The organism is Thermoanaerobaculum aquaticum (assembly GCF_000687145.1).
In the GTDB taxonomy this organism is placed as follows: domain Bacteria; phylum Acidobacteriota; class Thermoanaerobaculia; order Thermoanaerobaculales; family Thermoanaerobaculaceae; genus Thermoanaerobaculum; species Thermoanaerobaculum aquaticum.
This window is the reverse complement of record NZ_JMFG01000030.1, coordinates 1-17,645: the sequence shown is the minus strand read 5'-3', so window position 1 is coordinate 17,645 and position 17,645 is coordinate 1. Positions and strand designations below refer to the sequence as shown.

General features: G+C 64.6%; 14 protein-coding genes and 1 pseudogene. 10 read left to right on the top strand and 5 right to left on the bottom strand.

From position 1 onward, the window contains the following. Positions 1 to 405: pseudogene (locus tag EG19_RS13740) on the bottom strand (adenylosuccinate lyase); the annotation flags it as partial. Positions 406 to 734: 329 nt separating this feature from the next. On the opposite strand from EG19_RS13740, the gene arcC reads away from it, so the two are divergent. Beyond that, the gene (gene arcC / locus EG19_RS10455; RefSeq protein ID WP_038050214.1) at positions 735 to 1,703 is read left to right on the top strand and encodes a carbamate kinase; all 969 of its coding nucleotides are present in this window, start codon (positions 735 to 737) and stop codon (positions 1,701 to 1,703) included. Between the two features lie 2 nt (positions 1,704 to 1,705). Beyond that, the gene (gene argF, locus EG19_RS10450) at positions 1,706 to 2,644 is read left to right on the top strand and encodes an ornithine carbamoyltransferase (RefSeq protein WP_038050210.1); all 939 of its coding nucleotides are present in this window, start codon (positions 1,706 to 1,708) and stop codon (positions 2,642 to 2,644) included. Here argF and EG19_RS10445 read toward each other — a convergent pair. Both EG19_RS10445 and EG19_RS10440 read right to left on the bottom strand, forming a co-directional pair. Further along, on the bottom strand, positions 2,641 to 3,624 hold the full coding sequence (locus EG19_RS10445) for a carboxypeptidase-like regulatory domain-containing protein (protein WP_038050207.1): 984 nt from the start codon (positions 3,622 to 3,624) through the stop codon (positions 2,641 to 2,643). The two genes, argF and EG19_RS10445, sit on opposite strands and share 4 nt — an antisense overlap. Before the next feature lie 40 nt (positions 3,625 to 3,664). After that, the gene (locus tag EG19_RS10440; protein WP_038050205.1) at positions 3,665 to 4,453 is read right to left on the bottom strand and encodes a tetratricopeptide repeat protein; all 789 of its coding nucleotides are present in this window, start codon (positions 4,451 to 4,453) and stop codon (positions 3,665 to 3,667) included. 146 nt (positions 4,454 to 4,599) lie between these two features. On the opposite strand from EG19_RS10440, the gene EG19_RS10435 reads away from it, so the two are divergent. The 8 genes from EG19_RS10435 (at position 4,600) to EG19_RS10400 (ending at position 14,245) form a co-directional block, all read left to right on the top strand. Then, positions 4,600 to 5,562 carry an ATP-binding cassette domain-containing protein gene (locus EG19_RS10435; protein WP_038050202.1) on the top strand — a complete coding sequence of 321 codons (963 nt, stop codon included), beginning with the start codon at positions 4,600 to 4,602 and terminating at the stop codon, positions 5,560 to 5,562. After that, the gene (locus tag EG19_RS10430) at positions 5,555 to 6,295 is read left to right on the top strand and encodes an ABC transporter permease (RefSeq protein WP_038050200.1); all 741 of its coding nucleotides are present in this window, start codon (positions 5,555 to 5,557) and stop codon (positions 6,293 to 6,295) included. Before EG19_RS10435 ends, EG19_RS10430 begins: the two co-directional genes overlap by 8 nt. Positions 6,296 to 6,297: 2 nt before the next feature. Next, positions 6,298 to 7,731, top strand: a complete 1,434-nt coding sequence (locus EG19_RS10425; protein WP_038050197.1) for a GldG family protein — start codon at positions 6,298 to 6,300, stop codon at positions 7,729 to 7,731. A gap of 10 nt (positions 7,732 to 7,741) precedes the next feature. Beyond that, positions 7,742 to 9,070 (top strand): DUF4340 domain-containing protein, encoded by a 1,329-nt coding sequence (locus tag EG19_RS10420; protein ID WP_038050196.1) that lies wholly within the window; start codon positions 7,742 to 7,744, stop codon positions 9,068 to 9,070. An 87-nt stretch (positions 9,071 to 9,157) separates the two neighbouring features. Further along, positions 9,158 to 12,019: an isoleucine--tRNA ligase gene (ileS, locus tag EG19_RS10415; RefSeq protein WP_038050194.1), complete on the top strand. Its 2,862-nt coding sequence runs from the start codon at positions 9,158 to 9,160 to the stop codon at positions 12,017 to 12,019. Then, the gene (lspA, locus tag EG19_RS10410) at positions 12,016 to 12,522 is read left to right on the top strand and encodes a signal peptidase II (protein WP_038050192.1); all 507 of its coding nucleotides are present in this window, start codon (positions 12,016 to 12,018) and stop codon (positions 12,520 to 12,522) included. The genes ileS and lspA overlap by 4 nt, the downstream gene beginning before the upstream one ends. Next, positions 12,503 to 13,288 (top strand): prolipoprotein diacylglyceryl transferase, encoded by a 786-nt coding sequence (gene lgt / locus EG19_RS10405; RefSeq protein WP_038050190.1) that lies wholly within the window; start codon positions 12,503 to 12,505, stop codon positions 13,286 to 13,288. The genes lspA and lgt overlap by 20 nt, the downstream gene beginning before the upstream one ends. Positions 13,289 to 13,291: 3 nt before the next feature. Next, a complete protein-coding gene (locus tag EG19_RS10400) occupies positions 13,292 to 14,245 on the top strand; it encodes an RluA family pseudouridine synthase (RefSeq protein ID WP_038050188.1) in 954 nt (317 codons plus the stop codon). Here the strand turns inward: EG19_RS10400 and EG19_RS10395 are convergent. Together EG19_RS10395 and EG19_RS14475 are read right to left on the bottom strand one after the other, a co-directional pair. Then, a complete protein-coding gene (locus tag EG19_RS10395; protein WP_053335218.1) occupies positions 14,238 to 15,632 on the bottom strand; it encodes a sigma-54-dependent transcriptional regulator in 1,395 nt (464 codons plus the stop codon). The two genes, EG19_RS10400 and EG19_RS10395, sit on opposite strands and share 8 nt — an antisense overlap. After that, a complete protein-coding gene (locus EG19_RS14475) occupies positions 15,613 to 16,770 on the bottom strand; it encodes a sensor histidine kinase (RefSeq protein ID WP_407702157.1) in 1,158 nt (385 codons plus the stop codon). Before EG19_RS14475 ends, EG19_RS10395 begins: the two co-directional genes overlap by 20 nt. Positions 16,771 to 17,645 lie beyond the last annotated feature (875 nt).

The following is a 17,645-nucleotide window of genomic DNA, read 5'->3' as shown; positions in this document are numbered from 1 at the left end:
CAAAGCCGCCACCACCGCCGCCCCGCGGGCGAGGATGAGGTGCGCGGCTTCCCGCAGCAGCAGCAAATCGGCGTTATCGGTGACGTAGCAAGAGGTGGCACCCAAGTGGAGCCAGGGGCCGGCGGCGGGAGCTACTTCCGCCAGGGCGCGGATATGGGCCATCACGTCGTGGCGGGTTTCCCGCTCCAGCTCCGCCGCCCGCGCCATTTCCGCATCGGTGGGCTGCAGGTGGGCGCTCAGCTGCTCCAAGGCTTCGGCGGGAATGGATAAGCCCAGCTCTTTTTGGGCGCTCATGAGGGCCAGCCACAGCTTGCGCCACAGGAAAACCCGCCGGCGGGGGGAAAAGAGCTCCCGCATGGCCTTAGAGGCGTAGCGGGTCGTCAGGGGATGCACGAACTCGTCCATGCCGCCATTGTGCCACGGCTGCAGCCAACCTCCCAGTTAGCAAAGGGGCGATGGAAACCCACGTTTAGCGATTTGCCTTCGCGCGCGCCGACGGAAGAACCCGCGACGGAGCGGAGGTCCCACACGGTTTTGCTCCTTGGGGGCTCCAGCGTTTGCCGGCGGGGCCGGTGCTCCTGCGCCAGCTGTTTTCTTGTGACGCGCACCAAAGGGTGGGTCCGGCTTTTGGCAAAGGAAACCGAGAAAAGTCTGGATTCGGCGCGAGGTCCACCTTGACCCCTTTGTGACGCAAAGGCACAATGTCGGCTCCGGGGGGACCCGGGGAGGTGGCGGTGAGCGACGCCAGAAAGCCCATAGCGGTGATCGCCTTTGGTGGCAACGCGCTGTTACGGCCGCAAGATCACGGAACCCAGGAAGAGCAGTTCACCTTAGCGTGGAAAGCCACCCGGTGGCTCGCCGAAATCATCCACCGGGGTTACGAGCTGGTGATTGTGCACGGCAACGGCCCACAGGTGGGGAACATCATGATCCAGGTGGAGGAAGCCATCACCAAAATCCCTCCGCAAACGCTGGACGTGTGCGTGGCACAAACCGAGGGCTCCATTGGCTACATGCTGCAAAACCAGCTGCGGAACCGCCTGCTCGAGGAGCAAATTGCCAAGCCGGTGGTGACTGTGCTCACCGAGGTGGAGGTTTCCAGGGAAGATCCGGCTTTTGAAAACCCCTCAAAGCCGGTGGGCCCTTACTTCACCGCCTACCGGGCCAACCAGCTCATGCAGGAGCAGGGGTGGCTTATGGTGGAAGATGCGGGGCGCGGCTGGCGCAAGGTGGTGCCCTCGCCGGTGCCCAAGCGCATCCTGGACGTGGAGGTGGTGAAGCACCTGGTGGCCTCCGGTGCGGTGGTCATTGCCTGTGGTGGCGGAGGCATTCCCGTGTACCAGGACGTGGGCGGCTACTTCCGGGGTGTGGAAGCAGTGATTGACAAGGACTACTCGGCTTCGCTTTTGGCCCAGGAGCTCTGCGCCGATCTCTTCATCATCCTCACGCAGGTGCCGCAGGTGGCGGAAAACTACGGGCGTCCCAACCAGCGCTGGTTGGATCGGCTGACCGTGAGCAAGGCCAAGGAAATGCTGGAGGCGCACCAGTTCCCGCCGGGGTCCATGGGCCCCAAGATCCGCGCCGCCGTGCAGTTTGTGGAAAAAACCGGCAAGGAAGTGCTGATTACCGACGCCGAGCATCTCAAAGATGCTCTGGCGCGCAAGGCCGGGACGTTTCTGGTTCCCGATGGCAAGGAGGATTGAGCATGTTTCGCAACCCATGGCAGCGTCACAAGGACCTCATTTCCATTCACGATTTGACCGCCGAAGAGGTGGAGGCGCTTTTTCAGCTCGCGGAAAACGTTAAGGCGCGCCCGGACCGCTACCGTTCAGCCCTGGCCGGTAAGACCCTGGCCATGATCTTCGAAAAGGCCTCCACCCGCACCCGGGTTTCCTTTGAAGTGGGCATGTACCAGCTGGGAGGCCTGGCCACGTTCCTCTCCAGCCGCGACATTCAAATTGGCCGCGGGGAAACCATCCACGACACCGCCAAGGTGCTTTCCCGTTACGTGGACGGCATCATGGCCCGCACCTTTGCCCATGAAACCGTAACCGAGTTAGCCCGCCACGCCACGGTGCCGGTGATCAATGGTCTCACCGACCTGCTGCACCCCTGCCAGGCCCTCACCGATTACTTCACGGTGCGGGAGAAGTTCGGCAACACCAAAGGGCTCACCTTGGCTTACGTGGGCGACGGCAACAACATGTGCCACTCCCTGATGTTTGGCGGCCCCAAGGTGGGCATGCACGTGCGGGTGGCCACTCCCAGGGATTACCGGCCCAAGGCGGAAATCGTGGAGCTGGCCAAGAAGGATGCCGCTGCCGCCGGCACCACCATCGAGATCTTTGACCGTCCGGAGGAAGCGGTGGCCGGCGCCCACGTGGTGTACACCGACGTGTGGGCGTCCATGGGCCAGGAGGCGGAAGCGGAAAAGCGCAAGCGGGATTTTGCCGGGTTTCAGGTAACCCCTGAGCTCATGGCGCTGGCGGACAGGAAGGCCATCTTCATGCACTGCTTGCCCTGCCATCGGGGGGAGGAAGTGCACGAAGCGGTGGCTGACGGTCCCTGGTCGGTGATCTTTGACGAAGCCGAAAACCGCCTCCACGTGCAAAAGGCGATTTTGCTTTTGCTCCTGAACCGCTAGCGCTTGGGCTCGGCGCTGAGCCTGGCCTCCAGTTTGGCTACCGAAGCCTGTACGTGCGTGGCTCTCGGGTCGCTGCTGTGCTTGGCCAACCAGGACTTCTTGGCGGCCAGCGCTTCGGCAAGGCGGCCGGAAAGGGCGTAAGCGTCGGAAATTTCCAGCTCCAGATCCAGCTGGCTTTGGGAAAGGGTGAGTGCCCGTTGGAAGTGCTCCAGTGCCCGTTGCCCTTGGCCCAGGGCAAGCAGGCTTTGTCCCAATAGCGCTTCCGCAGCTGCGGAGGTGGGATCGGCCAGCACCGCTTGCTCGGCCATGGGCGCCGCTTCGTGGTAGCGGCCAGTGTCGTAAAGCAGCGCGGCGAGGTTGAAGCGGGAGTAAAAGTCAAAGGATTCGGCCTGCAGGGCCTGGCGGAAAGCCGCTTCGGCCCCCTCCAAATCCCCGGCCAGCCGCAGGTGCACCCCCAGGTTGTTGTACGCCGGGGCGTACCGGGGGTCGGTGGCTGCGGCTTGGCGCAGCAGCTCCAGGGCCTTTTGCGTTTGCCCCTTGCGGGCCGCTTCCAGCCCTTCCTGCATGAGCTTGCGGGCCTGCCGGCGCTGCTTGCTTTCGGGTTTCACCTCGGTGGCCGGCCGGGGGTCCTTGCGCAACACGATGTCCAGGCGCTCTTTGGCCAAAATACCGGTACGGGTGGACCACGGCAAAAACCCATCGGCTTTCACACGGATTTCCCACACCTCGCTGCGCTGGGGGAGGGCCAGGGCGTAAAAGCCCTGGGAGTCGGTGACCGCGTAGTCGGAGCGAAACTCGCTGTTGAGGTACACCTCCACCATGGCGTTAGCAATGGGTTGGCCGTCCACGGTGGTGACGTAGCCAAAGATCGCCGGTCGGCCCGGGGGCAGGTTGTTCACGAACCCCCAGGAGGAGGTGTTCTCTTGCGCGAGGGTCCCACCGGCCACCAGCAAACCTAACAGGGTGAAAAGCTTTTTCATGATGATCCTCCGTTGCTTTTTAACGCCCGGGGTTGCCCTTTCATTCCTTGGGGGGTGGGGGCGGCACTTGCGCCAACACCCTTTCCAGCTCCTGCACAAACTGGGGGTGCGGGGTAACCTTCAAAGCCCTGGCGGCCTCCAGGTGCTCCTTGGCAGCCCAGGGATCCCCCTCGGCTAACAGCGCCACCGCCAGGTTGTAATGCGCCGGGCCGTTTTTGGGGTCCAGGGCCAGGCAGAGGTAAAGCTCGTTGATGCCGCCGGGGCGGTCGCCGCTGCGGAGGCGGGCCAGGCCCAAAAGGTAAAAGACCTCCGCGGGGATGCCGGCCATGGTTTCCACCTGCCAGCGGCGCCGGGCCAAAAACTCTTCAGTGGCGACACGTGTGCGGGCCAGGTTGGTCATGGGGGAAAGGCCGGAAGTGGGGCGGCCTCCCGCCCCCGTAGCTGGGGTTTTCCCCTGCTGCAAGCGCATGAGGTCGGCAAACTGCCGGGCGCGGTCGGCCGCTTCCTGGCGGGCCTCCAGCTCGGCGGAGGCGGCGATTTGCTGCCAGCGCACGTAGCGCTCCTGGGCTTCTTCCAAAACCGGGATGGCTTCCTGGAAGCGCTGGGCCAGACAAAGGACCCGCCCCAGGCCCAAATAGGGGGTGGGAAGCTCGGGGTACACCTCCATGGCCTGCCGGAAGCGCTGCTCGGCCCCTGACAGGTCGCCCTTTTGCAGGAGCTTTTGCCCTTCCGCTACCCGGCTGCGGGCCAGCGCCACCCGCGACGCGTCCTGGCCCCAAAGCGGTTGGGTGGCTATCGCCAGTAACAGACAAAATCCCACCAGCTTCACGGTTTGATTTTACCCCCGCCGGCGGGGTAAAGCGCCAAAGTGGCTCCCCTACCAGGCTCGGGTGGCTTGCAGGCTTGTGTAAACTGGCATGCCGGTTGCTTGTCTTAAAGCCGCTGCCCGACCGCGGCAGCGCTGGGGAGGTGCCCGTGATCGAAGTCCAAGACCTAACCAAACGTTACTTTGACCGCGAGGTGGTGAAGTCGGTGAGCTTTTTCGTTCCGGAAGGCGAGGTGTTGGGCTTTCTAGGCCCCAACGGTGCGGGAAAGACCACCACCATGCGCATGATTTGCGCCTACCTGCCGCCTACCGCTGGCACCGTCAAAGTGGCGGGGGTGGACTTGGCCCAGGATCCGCTGGGTGTGCGCTCGCGCATCGGTTACCTTCCGGAAAACGTGGCCCTGTACCCGGAAATGCGGGTGGAGGAGTTCTTGCGCTTCCGGGCGGCCATTGAGGGGGTCCCGGCCAAGGAGGTTCCCGAGCGCCTGGCTTACGTAATTGACCGCTGCATGCTGGGCGATGTCCAGCGGCAGGTGATCGGTACGCTTTCCAAAGGGTACCGGCAGCGGGTGGGGTTGGCGGCTGCCCTCATTCACAAGCCGCCGGTGCTCATCCTGGACGAACCCACGGTGGGCCTGGACCCCAGGCAAATCGTGAAGATCCGCGAGCTCATCGTGGAGCTGGGGCGGGATCACACGGTGATCCTCTCCACCCACATCCTGCCGGAGGTGGAGCAGGTGTGCCGGCGGGTGCTCATCATTGACCAGGGGCAAATCGTGGCCGATGGTACCCCGGACGCCCTGCGCACCGGCTTTTCCGGGCTTTCGGCGGTGACCGTGGAGCTAGAAGGCGCCGACGGCACGGCAGCGGCCGAGGTGCTATCCCGTCTGGAAGGGGTGGAAAAGGTGGAGGTGCTGACCGACGGCCGTTTCCAGCTTTCAGTACGGGATGGCAAGGCGGTGCGGCGGGAGGTCTTTCGTGCCGCGGTGGCCAGGGGCTGGCAAATCCTGGAGCTTTCCCAGTCGGTGCCCAGCTTGGAGGACGTGTTCCTGCGCCTCACCACCCGCGAGGAGGTGGAGGCGGAAGCTGCCGGGGAGGTGAGCCATGCGTAAGCTTTGGGCCATCATCAAGCGCGAGCTTTTGGCGTACTTTTCTTCGCCGTTGGCCTACGTGGTGCTGACCGCCTTTTTGTTCGTCAACGGCTTTGTCTTCTGGCTCATCGTTGCTTACCTTAACGACCCCAGGACCCGCGCCATGGCGCCGCTTCGTTTGCTGTTTGGCGGCACCATGTACTTTTGGCTGTTGCTTTTGTTCGTGGTGCCGGTGATCACCATGCGGCTTTTGGCGGAAGAGCGGCGCACCGGCACCATTGAGCTTTTGCTCACGGCACCGGTCACCGAAGGGCAGGTGGTGGTGGGCAAGTTCCTGGCTGCCTGGCTTTTTTACCTCTTCCTCTGGCTGCCCACTTTGGTGTACGTGGGCATCCTCTCAAGCTACGCCACCATTGATTTTGGGCCGGTGGCTGCCGGGTACCTGGGCATTGCTCTTTTGGGCTTGCTTTTTGCGAGCGTCGGGGTGTTTACTTCGGCTTTGGCAAAAAACCAAATCGTTGCCGCCATTTTTGCCTTTGCCGCGCTGGTGGTGGTGTTTTCCGTGGGGCTTATTGAAAACCTAGTCACCAACCCCATTTGGAAAAACGCCCTGTCCTACATGAACCTCTGGGACCACATGGACGACTTTGCCAAGGGCCTGGTGGATACCCGGCGGCTGGTTTACCCGGTGAGCCTTTCGGCCTTTTTCCTGTTCCTGTCGGTGAAGGCCCTGGAAGCGGTGAAGGGGAGGTAGCCGTGCGCAAGGAAAAGGTGTTTTTTGCGTCCACGCTGGTTATTGGCGCGGTTTTGGTGTTGGCCTTGGTGGGCATGGTGAACTGGCTTTCCTACCGGCATTACTTCCGGTGGGATTGGACCCGCGCCAAGGTTTACTCGCTTTCCGAAAAGACCCTCAACGTGCTGAAGGGTGTGAAGGAACCGGTGCGGGTTGTGGTGTTCATGACCGGCACCACCCCGCTTTTTGACCAGGTGAAGGAGCTGTTGGGCCGCTACCAGGCGGCTTGCCCCAAGCTGGCGGTGGAGTTCATTGACCCCGACCGCGATCCCCTGCGCACCCGCCAGCTGGCCCAGGAGTTTGGGGTTTCCATGGCCAACACCGTGGTGTTTGCCCAGGGTGACCGCAAGAAGTACGTGAGCTCCGATCAAATTGCCGAATACGACTATACCGGCATGCAGTTTGGCCAGGCCCCCAAGATCAAGGCCTTCAAAGGTGAAGAGCAGTTTACTTCCGCGATTCTCCAGGTGACCAACCCCAAGGTGCCCAAAGCTTACTTCACCTCCGGCCACGGGGAGCACGACCTGGAGGGCTGGGACGAGGGGGGGCTTTCCCAGCTCAAGGAGCTTTTGAAGCGGGACAACTGGGAAACCGCCAAGCTTCCGCCTTTTTCCACCAGCATTCCGGAAGACTGCGATCTGTTGGTGGTGGCCGGGCCCACGGCGCCTTTTGCCCCGGTGGAAAAGCAAGCCATTGAGGCTTTCCTGGAAAAGGGAGGCAGGCTCTTAGCGCTTCTGGATCCGGTGCTCCCCGGCCGCCAGCAAGCCTCCGGGCTGGAGGAGCTGTTGGCCAAGCGGGGCGTCAAGGTGGGCAACGACCTGGTGGTGGACCCCGAACGGAGGCTGCCGTTTTTTGACCTCTCGGCGGTGTTCGTGAACGAGTTCCGGGCTCACCCCACGGTGGATGGGCTCAAAGGCATGGCGGTGCTTTTGCCGGTGGCCCGCTCGGTGAGCACCCAGCAGGCCCAGGGGGCGAAAACCACGGTACTGTTCACCACCTCTTCTGCCGGTTTTGGTGAAACCGACCTGGAGGGGCTTCTTTTGCGCCGCACGGTGGAGAAAAACCCCAACGACACCCCGGGACCGGTTTCGCTGGCGGTGGCAGCGGAACCGGAAAAGGCCGAAGGCCCGGCCTGGCGCCTGGTGGTGGTGGGGGATTCGGACTTCGCCACCAACGGCCAGCTGGCCAACGCCGGCAACGCCAACCTGGCCATGAACCTGGTTAACTGGTTGGGGCAAAAGGAGCAGAGCCTGGGCATTGCCCCCCGCCAGCCGGAGCAGGTGAACCTCGTGCTTTCCGCCGGCCAACTGAAGGCCATCATGCTGATTTCGCTGGTGGGGCTTCCGGCTCTGGGCATCGTTTTGGGCGTGGTGGTTTGGTGGCGGCGTCGGCGGTAGGAGGCGTGCCATGCGTTTGGGTCGTCTCATTGCGTTAGCCCTGGTGGTCTTTGGGCTTTTCGCTTTCATTTGGTTTTACGAGCGCAAACAACCCACCACCGAAGAGCTCCAGGAGCGGCAAGGCAAGCTTTTCCCCACCATGGAAACCGAAAAGGTGCAAACGCTTGTCCTTCACAACGCCCACGGGGAGTTTGAGTTCAAGAAGGAAGGGGATAGCTGGCAGCTCACCCGGCCGGTGAAGGACCAGGCCAACCAGGGGGCCGTATCCGGCTTGCTTTCCCAGCTTGCCAACCTCAAGGCCGAGAGGACCCTGCCCCGCTCGGAGGTGAAGCTTGCCGATTACGGGTTGGAAAAGCCGGAAAGGTGGGTGCGGGCTGCCGATGCTGCCGGGCATACGTTCAAGGTGAGCTTTGGCAGCGAGCTGCCTTTGGGCAACACCGCTGCCGCCCTCACCGACGGCAGCCAGGTCTTCCTGGTGAGCAAGTGGATCCTCTCGGATTTGGACAAGGACCTGGCCGGCTGGCGCTCCAACGAGCTTTTGGGCTTCTTCACCAGCGACGTGAACGCGCTCACGGTGGTGGGGCCCTCCGGGCGGTGGGCTGCCGCCCGGGCCGGCAACGGCTGGCAGCTCACCGAGCCGTTTGCTGACCTGGCGGAAAGGGAAGAGGTGGAAGGGGTGCTTGCCGACCTCTCCGGGGCCCGCATCAAGGAGTTTTTGGACCAGGGTTTTGACCTGAAGGCTTTGGGTTTGGAAGCCCCCCGCTTCACCGTGACCCTGGTGCGCAAGGAGGGCTCGCCGCTCACCCTGGCCTTTGGCCAGGAGCGGGACAAAGAAGGGGCCAGGCAGGTGGCCTGCCGGCGGGGGGAGCGGGTGTTCTGGGTGGAGGCTTCGGCCACCAGCCACCTGGTCAAGGAGCCGGCGGCGTTCCGTTCCGGTAAGCTCCTGCAGTTTTCCACCTGGCAGGTGGACAAGCTGGAGCTGGAGCGGGGCCAGGAAAAGGCCACGCTGGAGCGCAAGGAGGGGGTGTGGCGCAGCAACCAGGGGGAGGTGGATTCGGGGCCGGTGTTTTCGCGGCTCAACACGCTTTCCGAGCTCAAAGTGCTGGCCTTTGATCAAGTTGAGCCTTCCGGCGAGCCGCTGGGCCGGGTGCACCTTGTGGGCCAGGAAGGCCTGGACGTCACCGCCAGCTTTTACCCCGGCTCTAAGCCCGAAGAGGTGCTGGCGGTGGTGAAGGGGCGCCCCAAGGCCCTGGCCGTGGACAAGGCCAAAGTGGAAGAGGTGCTTTCGGGCCTCAAGGAGCTGGCCAAGCCCAAGCCCACGCCCACCCCGGCAAAGTGAGCCTGGGTTTTCCCCCTGGCGGTTGACGAAAGACGCCGAAGGCTTTACGGTTTCGGTTTGCTGCCACAGGCAGCGTGAGGGGAAGGCATGTACAAGGACACGTTGAACCTACCGGCCACCGCGTTTCCAATGAAAGCCGAGGCGGCCAAGAAGGAGCCGGAACGCCTCGCCCGCTGGGAAGCGGAGCGCTTGTACGAAAAGATCCGCCAGGCCCGGGCGGGAAAGCCCAAGTTCTTGCTGCACGACGGCCCGCCCTACGCCAACGATCACATCCACATGGGCACCGCCCTCAACAAGATCCTCAAGGACCTGGTGGTGCGCTCCCGCAGCATGATGGGGTTTGATACCCCCTTTGTGCCGGGGTGGGACTGCCACGGCTTGCCCATCGAGCACAAGGTGGACCGCGAGCTGGGGGCCCGCAAGGCCGGCATGAGCGATCTGGAGATCCGCGCCGCCTGCCGTTCTTACGCGGAGCGCTTTGTGTCCGTGCAAAAGGAGGAGTTCCGGCGCCTGGGTTGCCTGGGGAGCTGGGAAAACCCTTACCTCACCATGTCCCCGCGCTACGAGGCGGATATTGCGGCAGCGTTGGGCAAGGTGGTGGAAGCGGGGCTTTTGTACCGGGAACGCAAGGCCATCCGTTGGTGCTGGAGCTGCCGCACCGCTTTGGCGGAAGCGGAACTGGAGTACCAAACCAAGCGCGACCCTGAAATCACCGTGGCCTTTGCCGCCAGCAACCCCGGCGAGGTGCGGGCGCGCTTTGGGCTTGGCGGCCAGGAGCCGGTGTTTTTCGTGATTTGGACCACCACCCCCTGGACCATCCCATCTAACCTGGCTGTGGCCGTGCATCCGGAGGCCAGCTACGTGCTGTGGGATACGCCCAAAGGGGCGCTGGTGGTGGCGGAAAGGCTTTTGGAGCCTCTCCAGCAAAGCCTCGGGCTTACCGGAGCGGTTTTGGGGAAGACCACCGGTGCTTCACTGGTGGGGCTTGCCTACCGCCACCCCCTGGCCCCCGAGCACCGGGTGCGCGTCCCCGAAGGGGCTTCGGTGTTTCGGGTGGTGGCGGCGGACTACGTGACCCTGGATACCGGTACCGGCCTGGTGCACATTGCCCCGGGTCACGGCGAGGAGGACTTCCGCACCGGCAAGGTTGCCGGTTTGCCGGTGCTCTCGCCGGTGGACGAAGCCGGCCGCTACACCCCGGAGGTGGAGGCCCTGGCCGGCAGCCACGTGTTTAACGCCAACCCGGTGATTACCGGTCTTCTGCAGCAAGCCGGGGCTTTGCTTCTGGCCACCGAAGGCAGCCACGAGTACCCCCACTGCTGGCGCTGCCGGAAGCCGGTGATCTTCCGGGCCACCGAGCAGTACTTCATTGCCCTCACCCCCGACGCCACCCCCCACGCCCGCCTGAACCTGCGGGAAGAGGCCCTGGCGGCCATCCAGAAGGTCACCTGGGTGCCCCGCTGGGGGCAGGAGCGCATTACCGGCATGGTGGCCAACCGCTTCGAGTGGTGCGTGTCCCGCCAAAGGCGCTGGGGCTCGCCCATCAACGTGCTGGTGTGCGCGTCCTGCGGCCACATTTGGCCGGACGGTGGGGATCAGGAGCAGGCCCGGCGCTTTTTTGCCAGGGTGGAGGAGCTTTTCGCGCAAGAGGGGGCCGATGCCTGGTACCGCCACCCGGTGAGTACCTTTGCTCCCGAGGGTTTGGTTTGCTCCCGCTGCGGTAGCAGGGAGTTTGCCAAGGAGCACGACATCCTGGACGTGTGGTTTGACTCCGGTGCTTCCCATTACGCGGTTTGCGACAACGGCCGCTTTGACGGGCTCTCCTGGCCTGCCGACCTGTACCTGGAGGGGCACGATCAGTACCGGGGCTGGTTCCAGTCCTCACTGCTGGTGGGTGTGGTCACCCATGGGAAGGCGCCGTACCGCACGGTGGTGACCCACGGCCACGTGCTGGACGCCCAGGGGCGGAAGATGTCCAAATCCCTGGGCAACGCGGTTTCCCCCATGGAGGTGACCAAGAAGTTCGGGGCGGATGTGCTGCGGCTGTGGGTGTGCTCGGTGGATTTCCGCGAGGACATGCCGTTTTCCTTCGACTCCATGGAGCGGGTGGCGGAGTCCTACCGCAAGATCCGCAACACCTTGCGCTACCTCCTGGCCAACCTGGCGGGCTTTGACCCGCAAGCCCACGCCTTGCCGCTGGCGGAGCTTCTGCCCCTGGACGCGGCTTTCTTAAGGCGGGCCAAAAAGCTTGCGGAAAAGCTCTGGCGCGCGTACGAGGCCTACGAGTTCCACGCCGTTTACCACGCTTTGGTGAACTTTTGCGCGGTGGACCTTTCGGCTCTGTACCTGGACATGCTCAAGGACCGCCTTTACTGCTCGCACCCCGCTTCCCGGGAGCGGCGCTCGGCGCAAACCGCCCTTTACCACCTGGCCCGCATGCTTTTGACCTTTATTGCTCCGGTTTTGCCGTTTACCGCCGACGAGGCGTACGAGTACCTTCCGGGGGAAAAGCTCCCCTCGGTACACCTGGAGGAGTTCGAAAAGCTCGAGGGCCTCCCGGAAGACCCCGAGCAGGAGCAAGCCCTGGAGCGGCTCTTGGCGTTCCGGGAGGAGGTGTACCGGGAGCTGGAGGTGCTGCGGCGGGAAGGGGTGGCCGGCAAAACCGGGGAGGCCGCGGTTTGGCTTTCCGGCAACCGCGAGGCCCTGGACGCCGATCTGGCCCGGGCTGGCGTTGACCTGGCGGAGCTCTTCATCGTGGCCCAGGTGCTGGCCGGCGAGGGGAAAACCGCTTCTTCCGCCTACCCTGGACTTAATTTTGCTGTGGGCCGGGCGCCGGGGGTGGCCTGCCCCCGCTGCTGGCGGGTTTTGCCCCCTGCCGGTGACCCGGAGCACCCGGAGCTTTGCCCCCGCTGCCTTTCGGTGGTGCGGAACTGGGGAGCGCAAGCGTGAGGGCTTTTTTCCGCACCTTTGGGCTTCCGGTGCTGGTGGTGGTGCTGGATCAGCTCACCAAGCTGTGGCTGGTGGCAAGCCTCCCTTACGGCAGCCAAAAAACGGTCATCCCGGGGTTTTTTGACCTGGTGCACACCCGTAACCGCGGTGTGGCTTTTGGGCTCTTTGCCCAGGCCGGACCTTTTTCGCAGGTGGTGCTTTTGCTGCTGGTGGTGGTGCTGGTGGTTTTTGTGGCCTGGCAGCTAGTGCACCATCGGGAGCGCTTGGCCCCCCGGGTGGGGCTCGGCTTGATCCTGGGGGGCGCTCTCGGCAACTTGCTGGATCGCCTGGTGCGGGGGGAGGTGGTGGACTTTTTGGACTTTTACCTCTCCTGGGGCGGTCGCAGCTACCACTGGCCGGCCTTTAACGTAGCCGATGCCAGCATTACTTTAGGGGCGTTGTGGCTTCTGGCGTTTGAGCTTTTCTTCGCCAAGGTGGCTGACCATGCATCCCATCCTCATTGATTTGGGCTTTATTGAGCTGCCCACCTACGGTGTGCTTTTGGCCGTGGGCTTGGTTTTGGGGCTTTGGACCGCCAGGCTGCGGGCCCAAAAGGCCGGCCTGCCCCCGGAAAAGGTGGTGGACTTCGGGGTTTGGGTGGTGCTGGGGGGGCTTTTGGGGGGCAAGGTGTTGCTGGTGGTGACCGACCCCAGCTATTTGGCCAGCTTCCAGGGCCTCCTGAGCTTGCTGCGGGCGGGGGGTGTGTTTTACGGGGGCCTTCTGGGGGCTTTGCTTTTGGCAGTGGTGCTGGTGCGCCGGTGGCGGCTGCCCTTTTGGCCTCTGGCCGATAGCCTCGCTCCCTCGGTGGCCCTGGGGCACTTTTTTGGCCGGCTGGGTTGCTTTTTTGCGGGGTGCTGCTACGGGGCCTCCTGCCACGCCCCCTGGGCGGTGGTGTTTTCCGACCCCAAAGCGGCCGCTATTTCCGGCACCCCTCTGGGTGTTCCTCTGCACCCCACGCAGCTTTACGAAGCGGCTTTCAATTTGGCCAACTACGCTTTTTTGGCCTGGCTCTTCCGCAAGAGCGTGCAGGGTGGGCTGGGTGGGCAGGTTTTGGGCTTTTACCTGGTGAACTACGGGGTGGCGCGGTTTGTCATTGAGTTTTTCCGCGGCGATGCCGACCGCGGCTTTGTGCTTGGTGGGCTTTTGTCCACCAGCCAGGCCATTGCTTTGCTTATGGTGCCGGTGGGTGTGTTGCTGACGATTCGGGGCTTCCGTCGCGCGCGGACTTAAGCCATGGAAAGCCAGGAAGTGGTGCTGGTGGTGCCGGAAGAAGCGGACGGCTTGCGGCTGGACCGCTTCTTGGCGGGCAGCGGCCATGGCTGGTCGCGCTCGCAGGCGGCCCGCTGGGTGGAAGAGGGGTTTGTGCTGCGCAACGGCGCCCCCACCAAGCCGGCCCAGTTCCTCAAGGCCGGGGACGTCATCACCGTCAATCCTCCACCGGTGAAACCGGCCACCGTGGAGGCGCAGGCCATCCCTCTGGAGGTGGTTTACGAGGACCAGGACCTCTTGGTCATCAACAAGCGGCCGGGGATGGTGGTTCACCCGGCTGCCGGCAACCCCGACGGCACCCTGGTCAACGCGCTTTTGGCCTACTGCCGGGATTTGTCCGGCATTGGCGGGGTGGAGCGGCCGGGCATCGTACACCGCTTGGACAAGGACACCTCGGGGGTTTTGCTGGTGGCCAAGAACGACCTGGCCCACCGCATGCTGGAGCTGGCCTTCCGCTGGCGCACCACCGACAAGCGCTACCTGGCGGTGGTTTACGGCAACCCCAAAGCCGACGAAGGGGTGGTGGATGCTCCCATTGGCCGTCACCCCAGCGACCGCAAGCGCATGGCGGTGGTCAAGGACGGCCGCCCCTCCCGCACCCTGTGGTGGGTGCGGGAGCGATTTTCCGGGATTTCCCTGGTGGAGTGCCGCCCGGTGACCGGGCGCACCCATCAAATCCGCGTGCACATGGCCCACCTGGGCCACGCACTGGTTGGGGACCCGCTGTACTCCGGCCGCCAGTGGCGGGAAATCAAACACAAAACGCTGCAGGAGGCTTGTCGGGACTTTCCCCGGCAGGCGCTGCACGCCTGGAAGATCACCATCCGCCACCCCACTTTGGGCGAACCGGTGACCTTCGAGGCGCCGCTCCCCGAAGACCTGGAAGCGCTTCTGGCCCTGGCTCGCTCGCTTAGCTGAGCTTTTCGCTGCTCCTGGCCACGCCGCCGGCGGGTTCGGCGGTGATCCCCAGCCGCCGGATCATCTCGTTGAGGGTGGAGGGGCGCACACCCAAAAGCTGGGCTGCCCGCCGCTGGACCCCCCCGCAGCGGGCCAGGGAGGCCTCAATGAGCGCTTTGGTGTAGCGGTTGACCGCTTCCTTGAGGTCCAAACCGTCGGCGGGCACGCTCACCTCCACCGGCTGGCTGGGGGGCTGCAGCACCTCCGCCGGGAAAAGGTCGGGTTCAATGACCGGACCTGGCGACAGCACCACCGCCCGCTCGATGACGTTTTCCAGCTGCCGCACGTTACCCGGCCAGTGGTAGGCCATGAGCACGTCCAGAGCCCGGGGGGAAAGCGTCAGGTGGGGCTTGCCGTTTTCCTCGCCAAAGCGCTTGAGGAAAAAGCTGGCTAGCGCCGGGATGTCCTCCTTGCGCTCGCGCAGCGGCGGCAGCTTGATGGTGATGACGTTGAGGCGGTAATAAAGGTCTTCCCGGAAGGTGCCCTCGGCCACCATGTGCTGGAGATCGGCGTTGGTGGCGGCAATGATGCGCACGTCCACCCGCACCACGTGCTCACCACCTACCGGGATGAACTCCCGCTCTTGAATGACCCGCAGCAGCTTGGCCTGGGTGGGCAAGGGCACGGTGCCAATTTCGTCCAAAAAGATCGTGCCGCCGTCGGCCAGCTCAAAAAGCCCCTTCTTGGTGGCCACCGCACCGGTAAAAGCGCCGCGCACGTGGCCAAAAAGGGTGGTTTCCAAAAGGTCATGGGGGACCGAGCTGGTGTTCACCACGATGAAAGGCCCTTGCGCCCGGGGGGAAAGCTGGTGGATGGCGCGGGCCAAAAGCTCCTTGCCGGTACCCGATTCTCCGGTGAGCAGGATGTTGGAGCGGGAGGGCGCTGCCCGGCGCACCAGCTCGATGATTTCCTCCATGGCTTGGGAGCGCCAGACCATGCGGTCCAGGCCCTCCAGCCGCTGGCGCAGCACGCGGTTTTCCTTGCGCAGCTGGCGTTGCTCCAGGCCCTTGCGCACGGTGAGCACCACCTCTTGGTTCTTGAAGGGCTTGGGGATGTAGTGGAAAGCCCCTTCCCGCATGGCGGTGATGGCCGATTCCACGGAAGAAAAGGCGGTAATCACGATCACGCACACTTCCGGGTCCTTGCTCTTGAGCTCCTTGAGCACCTCCAGCCCCGGACGGTCGGGAAGCATGAGGTCCAGGAGCACCAGGTCCACTTCCTGCTCCTCGAAGGCCTTGAGGCCTTCGGCGGCGGTGGTGGCCTGCACCACCGCAAAACCCTCCCGCCGCAAAAGCGTGGCCAGCACGTCCTGCAAAACCGGTTCGTCGTCAATGATGAGGATGCGCATGCTGTTCTCCCTCCCGCGGCAGCTCCACGTGCATTACCGTGCCGTGGGGCTCCCGTGGCCGTACCTCAATGCGCCCGCCGTGGGCGCGCACGATGTCCTGGGTGATGGCTAAGCCTAAGCCGGTACCGCCCTGGCCGGCGCGGGTGGTTACGAACGGCTCAAAGACCGCCGAGCGGAGCTCCTCGGGGATGCCAGGACCCGTATCCCGCACCTCCAGTACCGCGGTGCCGTTCTCCTCCCAAACCTCCACCTCCACCTGACCACCGGGTGGGGTGGCTTGCAGGGCGTTGCGCAGCAGGTTGTGCACCACCAGCTCCAGCTGCACGCGGTTGGCGCGGAGGGGCAGGGTATCGGGGACCCGGCAAAGGCACTGAATGCCCGCCCGCTTGGCCTCCGAACGCACGGACAGCCACTCCTCCCGGGCCACCGCCGCCAGGTCCACCAGCGCCCGCTCAAAACCGGCGGGCCGGGCAAGCTCCAGCAGGTTGGTGACGATGCGGGCCACGCGGAAGGCTTGCTCCTCGATTTTCTCCACCAGCGAAGCCCGCGGGTCGTGGGCGGGGGTGAGCTCCCGCAGGAGCTGAGCGTAAGAGGCAATGCCGGTCACCGGTGTGTTCACCTCATGGGCGAGCCCCGCCGCCAGGCGACCGAGGGCCGCCATGCGCTCCTGCTGGGCCAGCTTGTGCTCCAGGGCCAGCTGCTGGGTGATGTCCTCCATGGCCACCACCCGGCCATCCCTTTGGCCCGGCTGCAGCTCCACCGTGGACACCGACAGCACCCCCACCCGCTCCCTTTCCCCCGGGATCCGCACCTGCACACCGGCGGCGCGCTCGGGCAGGAGCGGCCAGGACTCGGGGAGCACCACCAGCTCCCCCAGCCGCCGGCCGTGGATGGAGCCAGCCTCGCCGGCCAAAAGCGCCTGCGCCCGCTGGTTCGCCCGCAGCACCAGCCCGGAAGCATCACAAATCAACAGCGCCGCGGCGGCCGACTCGAAAACGCGCTCCAGGTACTCTTCAAGCAAGCGGTGCTGCTCCACTTGCCGGTAAAGGTCGGCGAGCAGCAAGCTGTTTTCCAGGGCCAGGGCAGCTTGGGCTAAAAGCGCCCCCACCAGCCGCCGTTCGGCATGGGTGAGGGGCATGGCCCCCTCCTTGCGCCCCAGGTACGCCACCCCCAGGATGCGTTCGCCGCGCACCATGGGGAAGCGGTGCCAGATGCCGAGCCTTTTGAGCTCAGCTTCGCCAGGGGTGGGAAACGGTCCGGAAAGCGTGCTGGGCTCCAGGGTGGGGAAGCCGTCGTGGGGGTAGGCGGCAATGAGCTGCCCGGCAGCAATCCGGTACAGCACCACCTGATCCACCGCCAGCGCCTGGGACAAAAGCTCCCCCAGGCGCCGGAGGAGAAGCTCGGGATCGGAAATCCCCACCGACTGCTCGGCAAAGGTCGCCAGCGCTTGCCGGGCCGCCAGCCGCTCCCGGTACTGCAACCGCTCGATGGCTGCCAAAAGCGCCCGGCGCACCGGTACCGCCAGGCCCACCAGCGCCACCCCGGCGGCAGCCGCCAAAACCGTACGGAACTGGCCCAAGCCAAAACCCACCTGGGTCAGCCACAGGTTGAAGAGGGCAAAGGCCACCCCTCCGAGGATCACCGCCACGCCGGTAGCCAGCACCTGGCGCAGCACGTCCTCCAAATCCCAAAGCCGGAACTCCAAAAGCGAGGAGGCCACGCCCAAAGGCACCAGCGTCAAAGGCAAAAGCGAAAGCCAGCTTAAGACCTCCAGCTCCGCACCGGCCAGCTGCGGGATGAGCGAAAGCAGGAAGTAAGGGATAAAGCCGGCAGCCGCGCCGGCAGCCACCCACTCCACCTGCCGGCGGCGGGTGGGATCGGGGCGGGCCCNNGGCGGCGGCCACCACGCCGGTGACCACCAGCAGGGCCATGAGCTGGTCCAGGGCGTCCGGCACCACCACGTCGCCCACCACCGGTGGCAGGATGCCGGCGGACTGCAGGAGCTTGGCTCCC